The organism is Leifsonia sp. McL0627 (assembly GCF_058244615.1).
The window spans coordinates 48101-69654 of the sequence record NZ_JBZCGM010000005.1; the positions used below are offsets into that span (position 1 = coordinate 48101).

Below are 21554 nucleotides of genomic sequence, written 5' to 3' on the forward strand. Positions count from 1 at the left end.
ATAAGTCCGGACTCGATGATTTTCAGACGAGGAGCTGGTGCTTGGCCAGGTCGCGGTAGAGCGGCGTGGACTGGACGAGCTCGGAGTGGGTGCCCGTGTTGAGGACGCGGCCGTGATCGAGGACGACGATCTGGTCGGAGTCGACGACCGTCGAGAGGCGGTGGGCGATGACGATGAGCGTCCGGTCCTCCGCCACCGCGTCGATGGCCTCGCGCATGAGTTGTTCGTTGCGGCCGTCGAGGCTCGACGTGGACTCGTCGAGCAGCAGCACGGGAGGGGCTGCGAGCAGCGCGCGACCGATGGCGAGGCGCTGACGCTCGCCGCCGGAGAGCATGATGCCGTCTTCGCCGACCGGCGCATCCAGGCCCTTGTCGTCGCGCTCGAGTACCTCGGTGAGGTTGACGGCGTGCAGGACCTCGATGCAGGCGGCGTCCGTCGCATCCGGTGCTGCCAGCTTGAGGTTGTCGCGCAGCGAGCCGGCGAGCACGGGCGCGTCCTGCTCCACGTAACCGATCTGGCCGCGCAGGGCGGTGCGGTCGAGAGTGCGGACGTCGAGGCCGCCGAAGCGCACCTCGCCGTCCGTCGGGTCGTAGAAGCGCTCGATCAGGGCCAGGATGGTCGACTTGCCTGCGCCGGACGGCCCGACGAGCGCCGTGCGCTTGCCGCGCGGCGCCGAGAAGCTCACGCCGTGCAGCACCCCGGACATCCGGTGCTTGCCTGCGGCATCACCGTCGCCGTCTCCGCGGCCGGCAGCGACCTCCGCCTCGGCGACGATGTCGGTTCCGCCCATCGCCTCGAACGCGAGCCGCTCCATGCTGGCTGCCCCCTCCGTGGAGGCGTCCCCCACGGCCGACGAGCCGGGCGTCGGCTCCTCCTTCACCGACGAGTCAGGGTAGGAGAAGTGCACACCCGCGAACTCGATCGCCGGCGCATCCGGTGCGAGGCCTTCGTTGGCGGCGCCGATGGTCATGCCGAGGGGCGCGATCTCGCGGTCGTGCTGGTCTTCGGTCGGCAGGTCGATGATCTCCTGGATGCGCCCCAGCGCACCGAGCGCGGAGTTGACGGCCGTGATGGCGCCGAACGCCTGGCCGAGCGGCAGGATCATCATGAACAGGAACAGGATGAACGCCACCAGGTTCGCCACCGTGATCGCGCCGCTCGCCACGCGGAATCCGCCGACGCCGAGCACGACCAGGAACGACACCTGCATCGCGATCCCCGCGACGGGCACGACGAGCGCCGAGATCTTCGCGACCTGGATGCCCATCTTCCACGCGCCGGTCGCGTCGGCGTCGATGGCCGCGATCTCGCGTTCGGTCGCGTTGGCGGCGCGGATGGTGCGCACGGAGCTGATGGCCCGCTCGACGGAGGCGGCCAGGTCGCCGACCTTGGTCTGCGCCCGCTGGCTGGCGACCCGGATGCGCCCCGACAGCAGCGTGACGACGATGATCGACACCGCGATCACCAGCACGGTCAGCCCGAGCAGCACGGGGTCGATGATGAGCATGGCGATCAGCGCACCGACGAACGTGAGCGCGCCGCCGATGGCCTCGACGAGGCCCTGGGTGAGCACCGCGCGCAGCAGGGTGGTGTCCGAGCCGACGCGGGAGACCAGGTCGCCTGTCCGGCGTGTGTCGAACTCGCTGATCGGGAGGTTGAGCATCCTGGCCACCAGGCGGCGGCGGGAGGAGAGCACGACGCCTTCGCCCGTGCGCTGCAGCAGGTAGTGCTGGTAGCCGGAGATGAGCGCGGAGACGACGACGAGGATCACCAGCAGCCAGACCAGCCCGCCGAGCGGCTCCTGCTTGCCGACGACGTTGATCACCTGGCTGACCAGCAGCGGCTGGGCGAGGCTCGCCGCGGCACCCAGGATGCTGAGCACGATCACGACGCTGAGCACGGCCTTGTGCTCGAACAGGTATGGCAGGAGCTGGCTGAACTTCGCGCGAGGGCCGTCGTCGGCTTCGGCGCCCCTTCGGCCGAAGCGTCGGCGCGGTTGGCTGGTCTGTTCGGTGGTCATGGCCGTCTTCGTTCGTCGTGTTCGTTCGGGGTCGGGTGCATCGCGCGCGTCTTCGGGAGGCGCGGCCCCAGGAATGCTACTTCGACCGTACTTCCTGCGGGCTGCGTGTTCACCCCGCCCAGCGCATCCAGTGGTCCCGAATTGCCCTGGCAACGAGCGCCACTCGTGCAAAAAGTGCGGTCCGGGATGGCCGGACCGCACTTTTCACACGAGTCGTGCCGCGCTAGAAGTCGACGTCTTTCGTCTCTTTGCTCAGCAGCAGCGCGATGAGGGTGATCACACCGGCGGCGGACAGGTAGATGCCGACCCAGAGGGTCGAGCCGTTCGCCACCGTCCAGAGCCACACGGCGATCGTGGGAGCGACGGCGGCGCCGAGCACGCTCGACAGGTTGTAGCTGATCGCCGAGCCGGTGTATCGAACGTTGGTCGGGAACAGCTCGGGCAGTTCGGCGCCCATCGGCCCGAACGTGAGCCCCATCAGCGTGAAGCCGACGATGAGCAGCGCCATCGTGCCGACGAAGCCGCCGCCGAACAGCGGCACGAACAGCAGCCCGAAGACGATGATCCCGAGTGTCACCCAGATCAGCGTCTTGCGGCGCCCGTAGCGCTCGGCGAGCGGCCCGGCGACGAGGGTGAAGATCCCGAAGAAGACGACACCGACGATGAGCATGATCAGGAACTCGTTGCGGTTGTACCCGAGCCCTGGCACGAACGTGCTCGGGTCGAACGCCTTGCCGGCCTTCTCCGCGGCGGCGCGGGCACTGGCCTCGTTCGCGGCCGTCGTGCCGTATGTGAGGGTGAACGCGGTCATCAGGTAGAACAGCACGTAGGTGGCGAGCATGATGAACGTGCCGAGGACGATCTGGCGCCAGCTGGTCTTGAACACACGCGCGAGCGGCAGCTTGGCGACCTCGCCGGTGTCGACGACCTTCTGGAACGACGGCGTCTCGACGAGCTTGAGTCGCACGTAGAGTCCGACGATGACCAGGATGGCGCTGAGCAGGAACGGGACGCGCCAGCCCCACGCGGTGAACGCCTCCGGGCTCATCGACAGGTTGAGGGCGAGGAAGAGCAGGTTGGCGATGATGAAGCCGATCGGCGCACCGAGCTGCGGGAACGTGCCGTAGATCGCGCGTTTGCCTGCCGGGGCGTTCTCGGTGGCGAGGAGCGCTGCTCCGCTCCACTCGCCGCCGAGCCCGAGGCCCTGGCAGAACCGCATCACCACGAGCAGGAACGGCGCCCAGAACTCCCAGCCGGGAACCTGCGCGGTCGGCAGGCAGCCGATCAGCACAGTCGCGACGCCCATGGTGAGGAGCGAGCCGACGAGGGTGCCCTTGCGGCCGATGCGGTCGCCGAAATGCCCGAACAGGATCGAGCCGACCGGGCGTGCGATGAACGCGACGCCGAAGACCGCGAACGAGGCGAGGAGCGCCGTTGTCGGGTCGGCGTTCGTGAAGAACAGGGAGGGGAACACCAGGACGGCGGCGGTCGCGTAGACGTAGAAGTCGTAGAACTCGATCGAGGTGCCGATGAGGCTGGCGAGGATGACGCGGCCGCGAGTGTTCACGGGTGCGGTCGGTGGGGTGACGGAGGCCGTCGAAGACATGGGAGTGCTACTTCCGGGGTGCAGGACGAACAGAGGACGATGCTGATGGAGGCGGGCGTCGGTCGGGCGTCTCGCGGACTCGTGAGCAGAAGAAGGTGGTGTGGTTGGCGCTTGTGGCGCTCTAACACCATACGTCGGCGCTAGGGGCAGCCCCGAATCCGGGGCAGACGTCGCCCATCGCTACGCTGGATACATGGATACTCTGTTCGCAGTTCTGCACGTCGTGTCGGCCGTCTTCATCGTCGGCCCGATGGCCATTCTGCCGATGACCGCGATGCGCGCCGTCCGCGCAGGAAACGCCGGTCAGGTCAGCACGCTGGCGAAGTCGACCAACCTCTTCTCGCTGCTGTCGCTGCTCGTCGTGGTGTTCGGGTTCGGCGTGATGGGCATGGCCGACCCCAAGTACAAGATGTCGGTCACGACGCCCTGGATCCTGTGGTCGATCATCGCGTACGTCATCGCCCTCGGCCTGACGCTCTTCGTGGTCGTGCCCGCGATGAAGAGGGCGGCAGAGGCGCTCGAAGTGCGCAGCGCCTCCGGCGCACCGGCCACCGTCGCCGCTGGTCAGACCCCGGCCGGCGAGGCCGCCGACCTGTCGTCGCGCGGCTACCCGGCCATCGCGGCCGGCTCGGGAGTCGCCTCCCTGCTGCTGGTGCTCGTGGTCGTGCTGATGGTCTGGAAGCCGTAACTTCCAGACCATCCGCCATCCGCCTGCCGGCTGCGGGGCTGTCAGCCCCGCAGCGCCCGCAGGGTCACCGCGGTGCTGAGCGCGGCGTGCGCCGCCTCTGCACCCTTGTCCTCGCGCGAGCCGGGCAGCCCGGCCCTGTCGATGCCCTGCGCCTCGTCGTCGAGCGTCAGCACGCCGAAGCCGACCGGCTTGCCTGTGTCGATGGCGACCCGGGTGAGCCCGTCGGTCGCAGCCGACGACACGTACTCGAAGTGAGGTGTTCCACCGCGGATGATGACGCCGAGGGCGACCACCGCGTCCGCGCCGGAGTCGAGCGCGACCTTGCTGACGACGGGAAGCTCGAAGCTGCCGGGCACGCGCACCAGCGAGAAGCGGGCTCCGGACGCCTCCAGGGTGCGCTGCGCGCCCGCGATCAGGCCGTCGGTGATCTGGTCGTGCCAGGTCCCCGCCACGATCACGACGTTCAGGCCGCTTCCGTCGACGGTCTCCTCGGCGTTCGGGGCTCCCGCTCCGCTCATCGTGCTGTCCTTTCCGCTGTCTGCTCAGCAGGGGTGAAGAGGTGACCCATGCGGTCACGCTTGGTTTCGAGGTAGCCCTCGTTGAAAGTTCCGACGCCGACGACGAGCGGCACGCGCTCCTCCACCCCGATGCCGTGCTCTTCGAGCTGGCGCACCTTCTCCGGGTTGTTGGTCAGCAGGCGCACCGACTCGATGCCGAGATCCTGCAGGATGGCCGAGGCCGCCCCGTAGTCGCGGGCGTCGATCGGCAGGCCGAGGGCGAGGTTCGCATCCAGAGTGTCGAGGCCCTCCTCCTGCAGCTTGTACGCCCGGAGCTTGTTGATGAGTCCGATGCCGCGGCCCTCGTGCCCGCGCAGGTAGACGACGACGCCGCCCTCGCGCTGGATCGTGTCGAGCGCCGCGTCCAGCTGGGGACCGCACTCGCACTTGAGCGAGCCGAAAGCCTCGCCGGTCAGGCACTCCGAGTGCACGCGCACCAGGGTGCTCTGTGCCTCCACCCGGCCGGACACGATCGCCACGTGGTCGGCGCCCGTCATCCTGTCGCGGTATGCGCGCAGTTGGAACGACCCGTGGGTGGTCGGCACGGTGGTCTCCACCTCGAAGATCACGCGCGACGTCTCTGGGATGGGCGTCACCGTCTCCAGCTGCTGGTCGCAATGGAACTCCTGCAGGTAGGCGATCAGCGCCTCGATCGTGATGACGAGCACGCCTTCGCGGTCGCCCAGCTCGATCAGCCCGGGGAGACGCATCATCTCTCCGTCGTCGGCGACGATCTCCGCGATGGCGCCGACGGGGGTGAGGCCGGCCAGCTTCAGCAGGTCGACGGCCGCCTCCGTGTGCCCGTCGCGCTCCCGCACTCCGCCGTCTACCGCACGCAACGGCAGGATGTGCCCCGGCCGGTGCAGGCTAGAGGGCACGGAGTCGAGGTCGGCGAGCACCCGCAGCGTGTGGGCGCGGTCGGCGGCGCTGATGCCGGTGCTGAGCCGGTCCGCCGCATCCACGCTGACCGTGTAGTTGGTGCCGCGCGAGTCCTCGTTGTTCGCGACCATCACCGGCAGGTCGAGCCGGTCGGCGATCTCGTTGGTCATCGGCGCGCAGATGAAGCCGGACGAGTTCTTGACTGTCCAGGCGATCCACTCCTGGCTGGCCAGCTCGGCGGCGAGGATCACGTCGCCCTCGTTCTCGCGGCTCTCGTTGTCCGCGACGATCACCGGACGACCGGCGCGGAGCTCGCTGAGAGCCTGGGGGATGGTGGCGAGGCTCATGATGCGCTCCGTTCGGATTCTGCTGCGATGAGTGGTTCTGCGATGGAGGACGGGAGGACGGTCTCGCGTCCCGCGTAGCCGAGGCCGAGCATCCGTTCGACGTGCCTGGCCAGGATGTCTGTCTCGATGTTGACGAGGTCGCCGACGACGCGGGCGCCGAGCGTGGTGGCAGTGAGCGTCTCGGGGATGAGCGAGACCTCGAACCAGCCGTCGTCGATGCTTCCTCCGACATCGCTCACCGTGAGGGAGACGCCGTCGATGGCGATCGAGCCCTTGCGGGCGACCAGCGGGGCGTGCTCAGGGTCGAGGCTGAGGCGCACGACGCGCCAGGCGCTGCCGTCGGTGACGGCGAGTACGCGGGCGGTGCCGTCGATGTGGCCCTGCACGATGTGCCCGCCGAGGCGGTCGCCCACCTGCGCCGCCCGCTCCAGGTTCACCGTGCGGCCGGGCTGGACGCCGTCGAGCGTGCTCATCGCGAGGGTCTCGGCCATCACATCGGCCGTGAACGTCTCCGCGTCCTGGTCGATGACCGTGAGGCAGACGCCGCTGACCGAGATCGAGTCGCCGTGTTTCGCGTCGCTGACCGCGAGCGGGCCGCGCACGGTGATACGGGCGGCGTCGTCGGTGAGGTCGACGGCGACGATCTCGCCGAGCTCTTCGATGATTCCGGTGAACATGCTCAGTTGCCTTCTTTCTGGGGCTGTTCGCCCTGTGGCGTTTCGGGAATGGCGAGGATCAGCAGGTCTGCCCCGAGGCGTTCCACCGACTGGATGCGCAGCAGCCGTTGCTCGCCGATGGTCGCGACCCCGATGTCGCCCAGTGCGAGCTTGCTGCCGCCGAGGAGCGTCGGCGCGAGGTAGATCGCGAATCGGTCGACGAGTCCGGCTTCGACGAACGCGCTCGCGAGCGTCGGGCCTCCCTCGACGTAGACCCGGCGGAAGCCGCGCTGGTAGAGGTCGGCGACGACCTCGTGCACGTCGTGCGTTCCCTCGAAGATCACCGGGTGGGGGTGGCGGAACACCGCCGCGTCTTTGGGGACCGCGCGGATCCCGACGACGACGGGCGTCGGCTGCGTACGCATCAGCTCTCCCGCGTCTCCGCGGGCGGTGAGGCTGGGGTCGTCGGCGAGCACGGTGCCGGTGCCGACCACGATCGCGTCAGAGGCTTCGCGCTGCTCGTGCACGCGCTGCCGGGCGGCGGCTCCGGTGATCCAGGTGCTGGTGCCGTCGTCGGCGGCCGCTCGGCCGTCGAGGCTGCTCGCCCACTTGACGGTGATGTGCGGGCGGCCGAGGCGTGCGGCGGTGAGCCAGTCGTCCAAGAAGGCGCCGACTTCGTCCGCGAGGACGCCGCCGTGCACCTCGACGCCGGCGGAGCGGAGCCGCTCTGCGCCGCCGCCGGAGGCGTGGCCTGGGTCGCTGACCGCGTAGACGACGCGAGCGACGCCCGCGTCGATCAGGGCCTCGGAGCACGGGCCGGTGTGGCCCCAGTGGTTGCACGGTTCGAGGGTCACGACCGCGGTCGCGCCGCGGGCCTCTCCCTCTCCGAGCTTGGAGAGCGCATCCACTTCGGCGTGCGGGGTGCCGACGCCGCGGTGCCAGCCTTCCGCGATGGTCGAGCCGTCGGCGGAGAGGATCACGCAGCCGACCCGCGGGTTCACACCCGTTGCCGGCCCGTTGTGAGCGAGCTCGATGGCGGTTCTCATCGCCGCGTCCCACGTCATCCCAGATCGGTCCTGTCTCTCGAAGCGAGACGTGTGCCGGGGTCGCGTGGCCGACGGTCGCAGGCGACCGCCACCCGTGCTGCCTCCCATCCGGACTGAGTTGTCAGTTGCCTGACCCCATTACCGTCGGTGCCGGAGTTTCACCGGCTCAACAGTGCTGCGCTCTCACGCAGCCCCGCTCGCGGACTGTCACCGCCGGTTCGGACTTTCACCGACCCCGGAGCACGTTTGTGTTCTGAGTCTAGTCAACGCCCCTGTGCGCAGACTATTCCCGCCTGTTTGTTACGGCGTCTGGGCCGAGATCCATCCAGAGGTGACGTGCTGCACGGTCGAGCCGTCGAGGTCGGCGAGCTTGACGGCGGCGAACCGCCTGGCAGCCTCCGACGTCTGCACCCTGGCGGCGGGATGCTCGTCGGCGAGCAGCCCGACGATCACGTCGGCCACGCCCTCCGGGGTCTGCGCGTTGGCCGGATCGAACGCAGCGGCGGTGCGCGCCAGGTACGCATCGAACAGCGGGCGGTACGGCGAGTCCTCCGCGGAGGCGGAGCTGTCAGCGCCGACGTTCGCGACGAACTCGGTCGTCACGGCGCCGGGCTCGATGACCGTCACCCGCACGCCGAGCGCTGCGGCGACCGGCGTGAGCGATTCGAGAAAGCCTTCGACCGCGAACTTCGCGGCGCAGTACGCCTCGTTGAACGGCTGGCCGACCACGCCGCCGACGCTGGAGACGGTCAGCAGCCTGCCGCCGCTCTCGCGCAGCAGCGGCAGCGCGGCCTTGCTGACGGCGACGACGCCGAAGAAGTTGACCTCCATGACGTCACGCACGTCCTGCACGGTCTCGTCCTCGATCGTGCCGACATGACCGGAGCCCGCGTTGTTGAGCAGCGCATCCAGTCGTCCGTGCGCCGACCGGATGTGCGCGAAGCAGGCCTCGATGGAGGCGGGGTCCGTCACATCCAGCGCGTGCACGTCCAGGGCGACGCCCGCATCCCGTGCTGCGTCGTCGAGGGGCCCTCGTTTGGCGAGGTCGCGCATCGTGGCGACCACGGTGTGCCCTGCGCGGGCGGCGGCGATCGCGGCGACGCGGCCGATCCCCGTCGAGGTTCCGGTGATGAGGAGAACGGATGCTGTCATGCGCTCAGTCTCGCAGTGACACCAGTGCGCGCGCAGTACCCTCGTCCACGATCAGGTCGGTGATCAGCTCGGCGGCGAGGGCGCCGCGGAGGCTGTGCACCTTCGACGGGCCCGAGACGACGCAGACCCGACGCGGCACGCGCTTGATCAAGTCGATGTCCGGTCCGCTAGCGCGCTCGTTGAGCGGGATGCCGTGGTGACTGCCGTCTTCGCGGAAGAACACGGTGGCGACGTCGCCGACCACGCCGGAGTCGTCGAGCGACGCGTAGTCGGCCTGATCGAGGTACCCGCCGGCGTAGACGTGCGAGCGCACCTCGGAGAAGGGGGAGCCGAGTCCGAAGATCGCCACGTCCATCCGCTCCTGGATGTCCAGGATGCGCCGGGTGCTGCGTTCGCGCCACATCGCCGTCTTGGTCTGCGGGTCGTCGAACAGCGCGGGGACGGGGAACTCCTGGATGGTGCCGGAGAACGTGTCGCCGAACCGGCGCAGGATCTCGGACGCGTACAGCACGCCGGTCGTGTACGTGTTGCCCGCACCGTTGAGCTGCACGAACTCGAGGTTGTGCAGGTCCTTCGGGATGAGGTGCCTGCTGAGCGCGCTCATCGTGGAGCCCCAGGCGATCCCGACGGTCTGATTGGAGTCGATGAACCTGTCGAGAATTCGTGCAGCGGAGATGCCGACGCGCTCCAGCCTGTCCACGTCGCTGATGGCGCTCGGCATCGGCACGATGTGTGCTGCGATGCCGTACCGGTCGTGGATGTCCTGCTGGATGCGCGTGGCACCCTCGTGCGGCGTCGCGATCTGGATGGTGACCAGTCCGGAGGCGCGCGCGTAGCTGAGCAGGCGGGAGACGCTGGACCGCGAGGTGTGCATCTCGTGGGCGATGGCTTCCATCGTCAGGTCCTGCATGTAATACAGGTGTCCTGCCTTGAGAGCGTCGCGCGTCTTCTCCGGCAGGTTCTCGGTTTCTTGGGTGGGCATCGGGTGTGGTCTTCTCTCGTCGAGCTACGGCTGCACGTATGTGCACCCAGCTTGAACAAAGTGTCCGGGCATCGAAAACTATAGCTGGCAGAAGTCCGCACCAAGCACAAAACATCAGGAGTAGTCGTGGCAACGAAGTCGAACGCAACCCGCGCAGAGGTCGAACGCTTGCGCGAGCGGCCCAACGCCAAGGTCCTCGTCATCGGCGGCGGCATCAACGGCATCGGCACCTTCCGCGACCTGGCCCTGCAGGGCGTCGACGTGGTGCTGGTCGAGCGCAACGACTTCGTCTCCGGAGCCTCCGCCGCGTCGAGCCACATGATCCACGGCGGCGTCCGCTACCTGGAGAACGGCGAGTTCCGTCTCGTCAAGGAGTCGGTCACCGAGCGCAACGGCCTGCTGAAGATCGCGCCGCACTACGTCAAGCCGCTGCAGACCACCATCCCGATCTTCTCGACTTTCTCGGGCATCCTGGCCGCACCGCTGCGGTTCCTCACCCACAAGCAGGGCAAGCCGAAGGAGCGCGGCGCGTTCCTCATCAAGACCGGACTGACGATCTACGACTCCTTCTCCCGCGACGGCGGCAGCGTTCCGCGCCACCAGTTCAATGGTAAGAAGAAGTCCCTGCAGACCCAGCCTGAGCTGAACCCCGGCATCAAGTACACGGCCACCTACTTCGACGCCAGCGTCCACGACCCAGAGCGACTGGCTCTGGATGTGCTCGCCGACGGTCTCGCCGCCGGCCCGCACGCCCGCGCCGCGAACTACGTCGAGGCGATCGGCGTGCGCGACGGGGGAGTGCTCGTCCGCGACAGGGAGACGGGGGAGGAGTTCCCGATCGTCGCCGACGTGGTCGTCAACGCCTCGGGACCGTGGACCGACCTCACCAACGCGGCCCTCGGCCGCAGCACCGAGTTCATGGGCGGCACGAAGGGCTCGCACATCGTCCTCGACAACGACGAGCTGCTCCAGGCCTGCAAGGGCCGCGAGATGTTCTTCGAGAACAACGACGGACGCATCGTCCTCATCTACCCGCTCAAGGGGCGCGTGATGGTCGGCACCACCGACCTCGAGGCCGACATGTCCGAGCGCGCGGTGTGCACGGAAGACGAGATCGACTACTTCATCGAACTGGTCTCGCACGTTTTCCCAACCATCCCCGTCACCCGGTCGCAGATCGTCTACAGCTTCTCCGGCGTGCGTCCGCTGCCGCACCACGACGACACCGCCCCCGGCTTCGTGTCCCGGGACTACCGCATCGTCCCCGGTACGATCGACGGCCTCGGCAGCACCAAGATCCTGAGCCTGGTCGGCGGCAAGTGGACCACGTTCCGCGCGCTCAGCGAGCACCTCGCCACCGAGACACTGGATGCGCTGGGCGTCACCCGCACGGTCTCCACCGCCGGTCTCGCCATCGGCGGCGGCGTCGGCTTCCCGGCCACCCCCACCGCGGAGCGCGACTGGGTCGCCCGCTACGGCGCCGACGTCGGGACAGAGCGCGCATCCCAGCTGTTGCACCGCTACGGCACCAAGGCGACCTTCGTGATCGACGCCATCGCCGGCAGCGACGACGACGACACGCGCCTCGCCAGCTCGAGCGAATACTCGCGCGCCGAGATCGACTACCTGGTGCGCACTGAACACGTCGTGCATCTCTCGGATGTGATCCTGCGCCGCACGAGCATCGCGTTCGTCGGCGGGATCAGCGGCGCGCTGGTGCGGGAGATCGGCGAAATCACGGCGAACGCGCTCGGATGGTCGCCAAATCGGCGGTCTGAGGAGGAAGATGCATTCATAGCGGAACTCGCAGACGCCCACCGGGTGCACCTCGAATCGGAGGACGGCAGCGAAGCCGCGGCGCTCCGATGATGCACGAACGTGCATAGCACAGTTCTTGTCTCGGTGAGCAGGCGCTAATAGCGTTCAATTGCCCACCCTGACAAGAACCACACCACATCGCACAACAGGGTGCGGGTCAACTGAACAACTGGAAGGTCAACGTGGACAATATCGGTGTAGATTTCCTGTCGGAGATGGTGGGCACGGCAATGCTCGTCCTCCTCGGTACCGGCGTTGTGGCGAACGTCGCACTCATCAAGAACAAGGGCTTCAACGGCGGGTTCCTGATGGTGAACATCGGCTGGGGCCTCGCGGTCTTCTCCGGTGTTGTCGTCGCGTACAACTCCGGCGCCCATCTGAACCCCGCAGTGACGCTCGGCCTTGTCGCCAACGGCGCCAAGGCGTTCGGCTCGGCAGCGGCGCACACGCTGGTTCCGGTCAACTTCGGATCCGTGACCTTGTACATCCTGGCCCAGTTGGTCGGCGCCATGATCGGTGCCGTCTTCACTTGGCTGGCGTACAAGAAGCACTTCGACGAGGAGCCTGAGCCTGCCAACAAGCTCGGCGTCTTCTCGACCGGCCCTGCCATCCGCAGCTACGCGTGGAACCTCGTCACCGAGATCATCGGCACCTTCGTGCTGGTGTTCGTGGTGATCGCGTTCGGCCACCAGCCGGGGACTGCAGCCGGTCTCGCCGCTCTCGGTGCTCTGCCTGTCGCCCTCCTGGTTATCGCCATCGGCGCCAGCCTCGGTGGCCCGACGGGGTACGCCATCAACCCAGCCCGTGACCTCGGCCCGCGCATCATCCACGCCGTGCTCCCGATCAAGGGCAAGGGGTCGAGCGACTGGTCGTACGCCTGGGTGCCTGTCGTCGGCCCGATCATCGGCGGTCTGCTCGCCGGCTGGCTGGCCCTCGTCCTGCTCCCCATCCTCAAGTAGTGCCTGCGGGCCGGTCCGTTCTCGGACCGGCCCGCATCAGTCCCACCCCCCCCCAAACAAAGGAGTTACCTATGGCCGAGTACGTTGTCGCCATCGATCAGGGTACGACCAGTACCCGCGCGATCATCTTCGACAAGTCCGGATCGATCGTCTCGTCCGGTCAGCTGGAGCACGAGCAGATCTTCCCGAAGGCCGGCTGGGTGGAGCACAACCCCGTCGAGATCTGGAACAACACGCGTGAGGTCATCGGTCAGGCCCTCTCCAAGGCAGACCTCACCCGCCACGACATCGCCGCCGTCGGTATCACCAACCAGCGCGAGACCGCGGTGGTCTGGGACAAGAACACCGGCGAGCCCGTCTACAACGCCATCGTCTGGCAGGACACCCGCACGCAGCCGATCGTCGACCGTCTGGCCGCCGATGGGGGCGTCGAGCGCTTCAAGCAGATCGTCGGCCTTCCGCTGGCGACCTACTTCTCCGGCACCAAGATCGTCTGGATCCTGGAGAACGTCGAAGGCGCCCGTGAGCGCGCTGAGGCAGGCGACCTGATCTTCGGCACCACGGACTCCTGGGTTCTCTGGAACCTGACCGGCGGCCCGGACGGCGGCGTCCACGCCACCGACGTGACCAACGCCTCCCGCACCCTGTTCATGGACCTGGAGACGCTGACCTGGCGCGACGACATCCTCGAGGTGTTCGGCGTTCCGAAGTCGATGCTCCCCGAGATCAAGAGCTCCTCCGAGGTCTACGGCGCCGTCGAGGCGTCCAGCCTGCTCCGCGAGGTGCCGGTCGCCGGCATCCTGGGCGACCAGCAGGCCGCGACGTTCGGCCAGGCAGCGTTCGATCCTGGCGAGTCCAAGAACACCTACGGCACGGGCAACTTCCTCATCTTCAACACGGGTGAGGAGATCGTCCATTCGAAGAACGGTCTGCTGACGACGCTGGGCTACAAGCTCGGCGACGCCAAACCGCACTACGCCCTCGAGGGTTCCATCGCCGTCACCGGTTCGCTGGTGCAGTGGCTCCGCGACAACCTGGGCCTCATCTCGAGCGCCCCGGAGATCGAAGAGCTCGCCAAGACGGTCGAGGACAACGGTGGCGCGTACTTCGTGCCAGCGTTCTCCGGCCTGTTCGCGCCGTACTGGCGGTCGGACGCACGCGGTGCGCTCGTCGGCCTCACCCGGTACGTGAACAAGGGACACATCGCCCGCGCGGCCCTGGAGGCCACGGCCTTCCAGACCCGCGAGGTGCTGGATGCGGTCAACGCCGACTCCGGTGTCGACCTTACCGAGCTCAAGGTGGACGGCGGCATGATCGCCAACAACACGCTGATGCAGTTCCAGGCCGACATCCTCGGCGTCCCGGTCATCCGTCCGGTCGTCGCGGAGACGACCGCTCTGGGCGCCGCGTACGCAGCCGGTCTCGCGGTGGGCTTCTGGGAGAACCTGGACGACCTGCGCAAGAACTGGCAGGAGGACAGCCGCTGGGAGCCGAAGATGGAGGCCGGCGAACGCGACCGCCAGCTCCGCCTCTGGAAGAAGGCCGTCACGAAGACCTTCGACTGGGTCGACGAAGACGTGCAGAACGCCTGATCCCGCATCACACGAGCGCCGTACGCCCTCCGGGGCGTGCGGCGCTCGCGCGTGTGCGGCGGGCGGTCAGGGCGCCAGCAGAGCGGGCAGCTCGGCGAGCGACGCGATGCGGAGCACGCCGGAGGCTGCTGCGTCGGCGGCGTCGGCCGGGTCGGGCGTCTCGCCCGTGCGGTCGAGCCAGACGCCGGTCAGGCCGGCCTGCGCCGCCCCGATCGCGTCCGTGCGCAGACGGTCGCCGACGTATGCCGCATCGCCGGGGGAGACCCCGAAGACGTCGCACGCGTGCAGGAAGATCGCCGGGTCGGGCTTCACGACGCCGAGCTCACCGGAGGCGATGACGTGCTCGACACGCTCGTCGAGCGCCACCGTGGTCACCTTGCGGGTCTGGAAGGCGAGGTCGCCGTTCGTGATCAGCCCGAACCGCACCCCGGGGATGCGCGCGCTCAGCGCATCCAGGCAGGGCAGCGCGTCGTCGTGCAGCGCCCAGGACTCCACGTAGCGCTCGAAGTACGTCGCGAACCACACGCTCGCCGCCGCATCGTCGAGGGAGACCCCGTGGCGGGCGGCGAAGTCGCGGGCGCGTGCCTGGCGCTGGCCCTCGAAGTCGAGACGGCCGGCGAGATAGGAGTGATAGTGCGTCTCCTCCAGGTCGTGCCAGTACGAAACGGTCGTGTCGGCGTCGAGGCCGCCGTACGGAGCGCCGAGCGTTGCGACGTGCTTCTGGATGCCCGCCGCCACAGCCGCCCGATGGGCGAACAGCGTGTCGTCGAGGTCGAACAGGACGACGGAGGGCGTGACAGCCGGCGTTCTCACTCGTCGCCCGCCTGCACGTACGTGGTGTCCGGCCAGTCGCCCGCCTGCTCACGCGGGTCGTCGCGCAGCAATGCGGCCTGCCAGTCGTCGAGCCGGACACCGCGCTGGGAGCCTCCCGCCCGCCGGGTGCCCTCGAACCGGAATCCGGCGCGACGGGCGACGGAGGCGCTGGCGGCGTTGCCGACGAACGCTCGCCACACGAGACGCTCGATCTCGAGACCACGGGGCGCCGGAGCGAAAGCGTGGTCGACCACCAGCGCGACAGCGGCCGACATCAACCCGCGGCCCCGCGCCTCCGGTGCCAGCCAGAAGCCGAGCTCCGCCTCGCCGTCACGGATGCCGTCGAGACCGATCATTCCGATCAGCCGGCCGTCGAGTTCCTCGCGGATGGCCCACGTGCAGGAGCTTCCGCTCAGCCACGCCGCCGGGACGACATCGAGGACGAACCCCTCGGCGTTGTCCCGTGAATACGGGGAGGGCACGGTCGTCCAGCGCGCGATGGACGGGTCGGTGCACAACTCCGCCACCCGGTCGATGTCTGCGACGCCGGGCACAGACAGCACGACGCGGGCGCCCGTCAGGATGACGGGCTCACGCGTGGATGCGGTGGTCATGCCGGACGCTCAGCGCACGCGGCGCAGGAAGCCGATGCGGTCGTACACGGTCGCGAGGGTGGCCTCGGCGACCTCCTCGGCGCGGGCGGCGTTCCTGGCCAGGATGCGGTCGAGTTCCGCCGGGTCGGCGAGCAGTTCGAGAGCGCGCTCGCGGATCGGCGAGAACGTCTCGACGACGACCTCGGCCAGCCCCTTCTTGAAGTCGCCGTATCCCTTGCCGTCGTACTCCACCTCGATCGATTCGACGCTGCGGCCGGACAGGGACGAGTAGATGGACAGCAGGTTGGAGATGCCCGGCTTGCCCTCCCTGTCGAACGACACGACGCCGTCGGTGTCCGTCACAGCCCGTATGATCTTCTTCTGGGTGACCTTGGGCTCGTCGAGCAGCCACACCACCCCGGCCTGCGACTCCGCCGACTTGGACATTTTGGCGGTGGGGGTCTGCAGGTCGTAGATGCGGGCGCTCTCCTTCAGGATCATCGCCTGCGGCACCACGAACGTGTCGCCGAAGCGGCTGTTGAAGCGCTCGGCGAGATCGCGGGTGAGCTCGACGTGCTGGCGCTGGTCGTCGCCGACCGGCACCACCTCCGCACCATAGAGCAGGATGTCGGCGGCCATCAGCACCGGATACGCGAACAGGCCGACCGACGTCGCCTCGGCCCCCTGTTTGGCCGACTTGTCTTTGAACTGGGTCATCCGCGACGCCTCGCCGAACCCGGTGATGGTGTTCAGCACCCAGGCGAGCTCCGCGTGCGCGGGGACGTGCGACTGCACATAGAGGGTGGAGGCGGACGGGTCGATGCCCGCCGCGATGTACTGCGCCGCGGTCCTGCGCGTCTTCTCGCGCAGCTCGGCCGGCTCCTGCGCGACCGTGATCGCGTGCATGTCGACGACGGAGAAGAACGCGTCGTGCGTGGTCTGCAGCTCTTTCCACTGCAGCAGAGCGCCGATGTAGTTGCCGAGCTGCAGCGAGTCGGCGGACGGTTGCATGCCCGAATAGAGGCGGGGGAGTGACGTCATGAGGGTGTCCTTGAAAGTCGGAGGGGTGAGAAGCGGATCAGAGGGCGTAGTCGACGACCACAGGCGTGTGATCCGACCATCGCTCGTCGTATGCTTCCGCCCGGTCGACGGCGTAGTGCTTCACCGTTGCCGCCAGAGCGGGGCTGGCCAGCTGGTAGTCGATGCGCCATCCGGTGTCGTTGTCGAACGCTTGTCCGCGCCACGACCACCAGGTGTACGGGCCGTCGACCTCACCGGCCCACTTGCGCCCGACGTCGACCCAGCCGAGACCTCCGCCGGCGTTGTAGTCGTCGTCGCCCTCGGCGCCGACGAAGCGGTCGAAGTATGCCCGCTCGTCCGGCAGGAAGCCTGCGCGCTTGACGTTGCCCTTCCAATTGCGGATGTCGAGGCTGCGGTGCCCGACGTTCAGGTCGCCGAGAACGACGGCGTACTCGCTGTGCTTCTGCAGCTCGGGAAGGCGAGCCTCCATCGCATCCAGGAATTTGTACTTCTCGACCTGCTTGGGGGAGTCGGCCTCGCCGGAGTGCACGTAGGTGCTCACCACGGTGATGACCGTGCCGCCCACCTCGTAGTCGGCCTCCAGCCAGCGGCCGGCGCTGTCGAAGTCCTCCGCGCCGAGCTCGACCCGATGGATCGAGGCACGGTGCCTGCTCGCGATGGCGACGCCCGCCCTGCCTTTGGCCGTTGCCGGGTCGTGCAGGATGTCCCACTCGTCGCCGAGGAGCGCCTGGATGTCCTCCGTGGACGCGCGCACCTCCTGAATGGCGAGGATGTCGACGTCGCGCGTGTCGAGCCACGCTCCCATGCCCTTGCGGAAGGCGGCGCGGATGCCGTTGGTGTTGATCGTGGCGATACGCACGGGCTTCGAAGGCATGGATCAAGCCTACCGGGGACGACCGACGGTGCCCTCGTCGAGCACGTCGTTGAGCTCGTTCTGCGCGCGTTCGACCGCCCACTGCGCCCGCAGGCGGCCGAGCCAGCGGGCCGAGGCGAGCGTCTGCTTCGCGTGTTCCAGCTCAGCCTTGGCGACCACGACGCGGGCGCTGTGCTCGGCGGCTGCCTTCTCGGCCGCCGCCTGCTCCGGCGTGATCATGCGCGGCGACAGGCCTCTGTCGAACATGCCGACCGCGATCCAGGATGCGGAGAGCAGCATCACGCGCGACACGAAGTTGAACCAGAGCAGCAGACCGATGAACACCGCGAAGGTCGCGAGCAGCGGGTTGCTCGTCGCCCCGCCGAGGAAGACGCCGGCGAGGGTGCTCAGCCCGGCGAGCGTCAGGCTTCCGAGCAGGGTGCCGAAGAAGAGGTTGCGCCACGGGACGGCCACGCGCGCGAGCACGCGGAACATTGCGCCGAGGGTGACGATGTTCAGGAGGACGGAGACGAACAGCCCGGAGATACGGGCCACCACGTTCGTCCAGAACGTGTCGGAGAGCCCGATCAGGTCGAGCACGAAGGTGAGCGCCTCGGTGCTGATGATGGTGAGCACAGCAGAGATCAGCAGCACGACGCCGAACAGCAGGGCGAGGCCGAGGTCCCTGACCTTCTGCAGCACGTAGTTGGTGGTGTCTCTGGTCAGCCCGAACACCGCCCGGACGGCCTGCCTGGTGTAGTACAGCCAGCCGATCGCGGTCCAGATCAGGCCGATCGCGGCGACGATGCCCGTCCAGCCGAACGAGGTCGCACTTTCAAGCTGCGACAGCTGGATGGCGCCGGGCTGCGTCTCCGTGGCGATCAGGCCGGGGATTGCGCGGTTGATCAGTGTGGTCAGCGCGTCCAGCACATCCTGATTGCCCGTGAGCCAGATGCCGGCGACCGAGAACGCCACCCAGATCGCGGCGAACACGGCGAACAACGACTGATATCCCATGCCGGCCGCGCGCAGATTCCCGTCGCTGTACGAGAAGTTCATGTACACCCGGTACGGCCGCAGTGCCTTGACCCACTTGGCCCAGATGGTGACCCGCGCTACCGGCTTCTCCAGCCGTTCGCGCAGCGGTTCCGTCGCCTCGGTGATCCGGTCTTTGAAAGAGTCGGACTCCGGCTCGATCGTCCCCTCCGCGCGCTGCAGCGCCGGATCCGGCCGCACGGGTGCGACATCCGATCTCGACTTCTTGGCCACGACGCCAGCTTATCGAGGCGGGTCCGCGTTAAATGAGCGGTCCCGAATTGCCGTGCGTGCTGGAGCGCACACGGCGATTCGGGACCACTCGATGTGGCGGGGCGAGCTCCTAGCGCTTGCCCCGCATGATGGCCTGCTTGACCTCGGCGATGGCCTGCGTCACCTGGATGCCGCGGGGGCACGCGTCGGTGCAGTTGAAGGTGGTGCGGCAGCGCCACACACCCTCTTTGTCGTTCAGGATGTCGAGGCGCACCTGCGAGTTGTCGTCGCGGGAGTCGAAGATGAAGCGGTGCGCGTTGACGATCGCGGCCGGGCCGAAGTACTGGCCGTCGGTCCAGAACACCGGGCACGACGAGGTGCACGCCGCGCACAGGATGCACTTGGTGGTGTCGTCGAAGCGGGCGCGGTCGGCGACCGACTGGATGCGCTCCTTGTCTTTCGGAGGCGTGCTGTTCGCGACCAGGAAGGGCTGCACCTCGCGGTAGGAGGCGAAGAACGGCTCCATGTCGACGATGAGGTCTTTCTTCGAGCGGCAGGCCCTTGATCGCCTCGACGTAGATCGGCTTCGAGATGTCGAGGTCTTTGATCAGCGTCTTGCAGGCGAGGCGGTTGCGGCCGTTGATGCGCATGGCGTCCGAACCGCAGATGCCGTGTGCGCAGGAGCGGCGGAAGGTCAGCGAGCCGTCCTGCTCCCACTTGATCTTGTGCAGCGCATCCAGGATGCGGTCGGTCGGGAACATCTCGACGTCGAAGTCCTGCCAGCGCGGCTCGGTGTCCACGTCCGGGTCGAACCGGCGGATGATGAGCGTGACGGTGAACGACTGGATCGGCGCCTCGGGGGCCGGCGGAGTCTCGAGCACGGCGTTCGACATCAGTACTTCCTCTCCATCGGCTGGTAGTTGGTCACGACGACCGGCTTCCAGTCGAGTCGAATGTGGTCGGCGGCGTCGGACGAGTGCGGGTCGCCCGACAGGTACGCCATGGTGTGCTTCATGTAGTTCTCGTCGTCGCGCTTGGGGAAGTCGTCGCGCATGTGGCCGCCACGGCTCTCCTGACGGTTGCGGGCCGAGAAGACGACGACCTCGGCGAGGTCGAGCAGGAAGCCCAGCTCGACCGCTTCGAGCAGGTCTGTGTTGAAGCGCTTGCCCTTGTCTTGCACGACGATGTTGCGGTAGCGGTCGCGCAGCCCGTGGATGGTCTGGGTGACCTTGGCGAGCGACTCGTCGGTGCGGAACACCTGGGCGTTCTTGTCCATCTCGTCTTGCAGTTCTTTGCGGATGGCTGCGATGCGCTCGGTGCCGGTTCCGTTGCGGAGCCCGTCGATCAGGTCGCGGACGGCTTTGGCCGGGTCTTCCGGCAGCGGGACGGCGGTGGCGGTCTTGACGTACTCGACCGCGTTGTTGCCGGCGCGCTTGCCGAACACGTTGATGTCGAGCAGCGAGTTGGTGCCGAGGCGGTTGGAGCCGTGCACGGAGACGCAGGCGCACTCGCCGGCCGCGTATAGGCCGGGGACGACGGTGGTGTTGTCGCGCAGCACCTCGGCGGCCGTGTTGGTCGGGATGCCGCCCATCGCGTAGTGCGCTGTCGGCATGACGGGCACCGGCTCGACGACGGGGTCGACGCCGAGGTATGTACGGGCGAACTCCGTGATGTCCGGGAGCTTGGCTCGAGGACCTCGGCGCCCAGGTGGGTGCAGTCGAGCAGCACGTAGTCCTTGTGCGGGCCGGCGCCGCGCCCTTCCGCGACCTCCTGGACCATGCAGCGGGCGACGATGTCGCGCGGCGCGAGGTCTTTGATCGTGGGGGCGTACCGCTCCATGAAACGCTCACCGCTGGCGTTGCGGAGGATCGCGCCCTCACCGCGGGCGCCCTCGGTGAGGAGGATGCCGAGACCGGCGAGCCCGGTCGGGTGGAACTGGAAGAACTCCATGTCTTCCAGCGGCAGCTTCTTGCGCCAGATGATGCCGACGCCGTCACCGGTGAGGGTGTGGGCGTTGGAGGTGGTCTTGTAGATCTTGCCGAAGCCGCCGGTGGCGAAGATGATCGCCTTCGAGTGGAAGACGTGCAGCTCGCCGGTGGCCAGTTCATACGCGACGACGCCGGCCGGCTGGTCGACGCCGTCGACCTCGTTCATGATCACGTCGAGCACGTAGAACTCGTTGAAGAAGTTGATGCCGAGCCTGACGCAGTTCTGGAACAGCGTCTGCAGGATCATGTGGCCGGTGCGGTCGGCCGCGTAGCAGGCACGGCGAACGGGCGCCTTGCCGTGGTCGCGGGTGTGACCGCCGAAGCGGCGCTGGTCGATCTTGCCCTCAGGCGTGCGGTTGAACGGCAGGCCCATGTTCTCGAGGTCGATGACCGCGTCGATGGCCTCCTTGGCGAGGATCTCCGCCGCATCCTGGTCGACGAGGTAGTCGCCGCCCTTGACGGTGTCGAAGGTGTGCCACTCCCAGTTGTCTTCCTCGACGTTCGCCAGCGCTGCGGCCATGCCGCCCTGCGCTGCTCCCGTGTGGGAGCGGGTCGGGTAGAGCTTGGAGATCACCGCGGTCCTGGCGTGCGGCCCGGCTTCGATCGCAGCGCGCATCCCGGCGCCGCCTGCGCCGACGATGACGATGTCGAACTCGTGGTAGTGGACGCCGTCGATGACGGTCGATTCAGAGGTTTCAGTTGTCACAGCGTTTTCC

The 21554-nt window shown here is 68.0% G+C and carries 18 protein-coding genes, 2 pseudogenes and 1 riboswitch; of the genes and pseudogenes, 4 read left to right on the forward strand and 16 right to left on the reverse strand.

Features of this window, described 5'->3' with window-relative positions; all coding sequences use genetic code 11:
* Positions 1 to 22: 22 nt before the first annotated feature.
* The gene (locus AC37TH_RS15590) at positions 23 to 2020 is read right to left on the reverse strand and encodes an ABC transporter ATP-binding protein (RefSeq protein WP_490765267.1); all 1998 of its coding nucleotides are present in this window, start codon (positions 2018 to 2020) and stop codon (positions 23 to 25) included.
* 223 nt (positions 2021 to 2243) lie between these two features.
* Entirely contained in the window at positions 2244 to 3626 is a 1383-nt protein-coding gene (locus tag AC37TH_RS15595; protein ID WP_490765268.1) for an MFS transporter, read from the reverse strand.
* A 193-nt stretch (positions 3627 to 3819) separates the two neighbouring features.
* On the opposite strand from AC37TH_RS15595, the gene AC37TH_RS15600 reads away from it, so the two are divergent.
* Entirely contained in the window at positions 3820 to 4314 is a 495-nt protein-coding gene (locus AC37TH_RS15600; RefSeq protein WP_490765269.1) for a DUF2269 family protein, read from the forward strand.
* 41 nt (positions 4315 to 4355) lie between these two features.
* Here the strand turns inward: AC37TH_RS15600 and ribH are convergent, their stop codons facing one another.
* The 6 genes from ribH to AC37TH_RS15630 all read right to left on the reverse strand — a co-directional run bounded on the left by ribH (position 4356) and on the right by AC37TH_RS15630 (position 9933).
* Complete coding sequence (gene ribH / locus AC37TH_RS15605) at positions 4356 to 4832, reverse strand: 6,7-dimethyl-8-ribityllumazine synthase (RefSeq protein WP_490765270.1); 477 nt, start codon at positions 4830 to 4832, stop codon at positions 4356 to 4358.
* Positions 4829 to 6097: a GTP cyclohydrolase II gene (gene ribA, locus AC37TH_RS15610; protein ID WP_490765271.1), complete on the reverse strand. Its 1269-nt coding sequence runs from the start codon at positions 6095 to 6097 to the stop codon at positions 4829 to 4831. Before ribA ends, ribH begins: the two co-directional genes overlap by 4 nt.
* Complete coding sequence (locus tag AC37TH_RS15615) at positions 6094 to 6774, reverse strand: riboflavin synthase (protein WP_490765272.1); 681 nt, start codon at positions 6772 to 6774, stop codon at positions 6094 to 6096. Before AC37TH_RS15615 ends, ribA begins: the two co-directional genes overlap by 4 nt.
* Positions 6775 to 6776: 2 nt before the next feature.
* Positions 6777 to 7799, reverse strand: coding sequence for a bifunctional diaminohydroxyphosphoribosylaminopyrimidine deaminase/5-amino-6-(5-phosphoribosylamino)uracil reductase RibD (ribD, locus tag AC37TH_RS15620; protein WP_490765273.1), 1023 nt, complete (start codon positions 7797 to 7799; stop codon positions 6777 to 6779).
* A gap of 90 nt (positions 7800 to 7889) precedes the next feature.
* Positions 7890 to 8047, reverse strand: a riboswitch (FMN riboswitch).
* 52 nt (positions 8048 to 8099) lie between these two features.
* The gene (locus tag AC37TH_RS15625; protein ID WP_490765274.1) at positions 8100 to 8951 is read right to left on the reverse strand and encodes an SDR family oxidoreductase; all 852 of its coding nucleotides are present in this window, start codon (positions 8949 to 8951) and stop codon (positions 8100 to 8102) included.
* Positions 8952 to 8955: 4 nt separating this feature from the next.
* Positions 8956 to 9933, reverse strand: a complete 978-nt coding sequence (locus AC37TH_RS15630) for a sugar-binding transcriptional regulator (protein WP_490765275.1) — start codon at positions 9931 to 9933, stop codon at positions 8956 to 8958.
* A gap of 126 nt (positions 9934 to 10059) precedes the next feature.
* Here AC37TH_RS15630 and AC37TH_RS15635 point away from each other — a divergent pair, with 126 nt between their 5' ends.
* From AC37TH_RS15635 to glpK, 3 genes are all read left to right on the forward strand, one after another.
* The gene (locus tag AC37TH_RS15635) at positions 10060 to 11802 is read left to right on the forward strand and encodes a glycerol-3-phosphate dehydrogenase/oxidase (protein WP_490765276.1); all 1743 of its coding nucleotides are present in this window, start codon (positions 10060 to 10062) and stop codon (positions 11800 to 11802) included.
* 179 nt (positions 11803 to 11981) lie between these two features.
* Entirely contained in the window at positions 11982 to 12710 is a 729-nt protein-coding gene (locus tag AC37TH_RS15640) for an MIP/aquaporin family protein (RefSeq protein ID WP_490765347.1), read from the forward strand.
* 71 nt (positions 12711 to 12781) lie between these two features.
* Entirely contained in the window at positions 12782 to 14302 is a 1521-nt protein-coding gene (gene glpK, locus AC37TH_RS15645) for a glycerol kinase GlpK (RefSeq protein ID WP_490765277.1), read from the forward strand.
* A gap of 66 nt (positions 14303 to 14368) precedes the next feature.
* Here the strand turns inward: glpK and AC37TH_RS15650 are convergent, their stop codons facing one another.
* The 8 genes and pseudogenes from AC37TH_RS15650 to AC37TH_RS15685 form a co-directional block, all read right to left on the reverse strand.
* Entirely contained in the window at positions 14369 to 15115 is a 747-nt protein-coding gene (locus AC37TH_RS15650; RefSeq protein WP_490765278.1) for an HAD family hydrolase, read from the reverse strand.
* Positions 15112 to 15729 carry a GNAT family N-acetyltransferase gene (locus AC37TH_RS15655; RefSeq protein ID WP_490765279.1) on the reverse strand — a complete coding sequence of 206 codons (618 nt, stop codon included), beginning with the start codon at positions 15727 to 15729 and terminating at the stop codon, positions 15112 to 15114. Before AC37TH_RS15655 ends, AC37TH_RS15650 begins: the two co-directional genes overlap by 4 nt.
* A gap of 9 nt (positions 15730 to 15738) precedes the next feature.
* On the reverse strand, positions 15739 to 16749 hold the full coding sequence (gene trpS, locus AC37TH_RS15660; protein ID WP_490765280.1) for a tryptophan--tRNA ligase: 1011 nt from the start codon (positions 16747 to 16749) through the stop codon (positions 15739 to 15741).
* 37 nt (positions 16750 to 16786) lie between these two features.
* Positions 16787 to 17623: an exodeoxyribonuclease III gene (locus tag AC37TH_RS15665; RefSeq protein ID WP_490765281.1), complete on the reverse strand. Its 837-nt coding sequence runs from the start codon at positions 17621 to 17623 to the stop codon at positions 16787 to 16789.
* 9 nt (positions 17624 to 17632) lie between these two features.
* A complete protein-coding gene (locus AC37TH_RS15670; protein WP_490765282.1) occupies positions 17633 to 18871 on the reverse strand; it encodes a YihY/virulence factor BrkB family protein in 1239 nt (412 codons plus the stop codon).
* Positions 18872 to 18980: 109 nt separating this feature from the next.
* A pseudogene (locus tag AC37TH_RS15675) lies at positions 18981 to 19743 on the reverse strand (succinate dehydrogenase iron-sulfur subunit).
* Positions 19743 to 20342, reverse strand: a complete 600-nt coding sequence (locus AC37TH_RS15680; RefSeq protein ID WP_490765348.1) for a hypothetical protein — start codon at positions 20340 to 20342, stop codon at positions 19743 to 19745. Before AC37TH_RS15680 ends, AC37TH_RS15675 begins: the two are co-directional and overlap by 1 nt.
* 24 nt (positions 20343 to 20366) lie before the next feature.
* Positions 20367 to 21454, reverse strand: a pseudogene (locus AC37TH_RS15685) (FAD-binding protein); the annotation flags it as partial.
* Between the last annotated feature and the right edge of the window lie 100 nt (positions 21455 to 21554).

What these genes read in the sequence shown, in the direction of transcription:
- AC37TH_RS15590 (WP_490765267.1), bottom strand. Translation starts at nt 2,020, where the DNA reads ATGACCACCGAACAGACCAGCCAACCGCGCCGACGCTTCGGCCGAAGG.
- AC37TH_RS15595 (WP_490765268.1), bottom strand. Translation starts at nt 3,626, where the DNA reads ATGTCTTCGACGGCCTCCGTCACCCCACCGACCGCACCCGTGAACACT.
- AC37TH_RS15600 (WP_490765269.1), top strand. Translation starts at nt 3,820, where the DNA reads ATGGATACTCTGTTCGCAGTTCTGCACGTCGTGTCGGCCGTCTTCATC.
- ribH (WP_490765270.1), bottom strand. Translation starts at nt 4,832, where the DNA reads ATGAGCGGAGCGGGAGCCCCGAACGCCGAGGAGACCGTCGACGGAAGC.
- ribA (WP_490765271.1), bottom strand. Translation starts at nt 6,097, where the DNA reads ATGAGCCTCGCCACCATCCCCCAGGCTCTCAGCGAGCTCCGCGCCGGT.
- AC37TH_RS15615 (WP_490765272.1), bottom strand. Translation starts at nt 6,774, where the DNA reads ATGTTCACCGGAATCATCGAAGAGCTCGGCGAGATCGTCGCCGTCGAC.
- ribD (WP_490765273.1), bottom strand. Translation starts at nt 7,799, where the DNA reads ATGAGAACCGCCATCGAGCTCGCTCACAACGGGCCGGCAACGGGTGTG.
- AC37TH_RS15625 (WP_490765274.1), bottom strand. Translation starts at nt 8,951, where the DNA reads ATGACAGCATCCGTTCTCCTCATCACCGGAACCTCGACGGGGATCGGC.
- AC37TH_RS15630 (WP_490765275.1), bottom strand. Translation starts at nt 9,933, where the DNA reads ATGCCCACCCAAGAAACCGAGAACCTGCCGGAGAAGACGCGCGACGCT.
- AC37TH_RS15640 (WP_490765347.1), top strand. Translation starts at nt 11,982, where the DNA reads ATGCTCGTCCTCCTCGGTACCGGCGTTGTGGCGAACGTCGCACTCATC.
- glpK (WP_490765277.1), top strand. Translation starts at nt 12,782, where the DNA reads ATGGCCGAGTACGTTGTCGCCATCGATCAGGGTACGACCAGTACCCGC.
- AC37TH_RS15655 (WP_490765279.1), bottom strand. Translation starts at nt 15,729, where the DNA reads ATGACCACCGCATCCACGCGTGAGCCCGTCATCCTGACGGGCGCCCGC.
- trpS (WP_490765280.1), bottom strand. Translation starts at nt 16,749, where the DNA reads ATGACGTCACTCCCCCGCCTCTATTCGGGCATGCAACCGTCCGCCGAC.
- AC37TH_RS15665 (WP_490765281.1), bottom strand. Translation starts at nt 17,623, where the DNA reads ATGCCTTCGAAGCCCGTGCGTATCGCCACGATCAACACCAACGGCATC.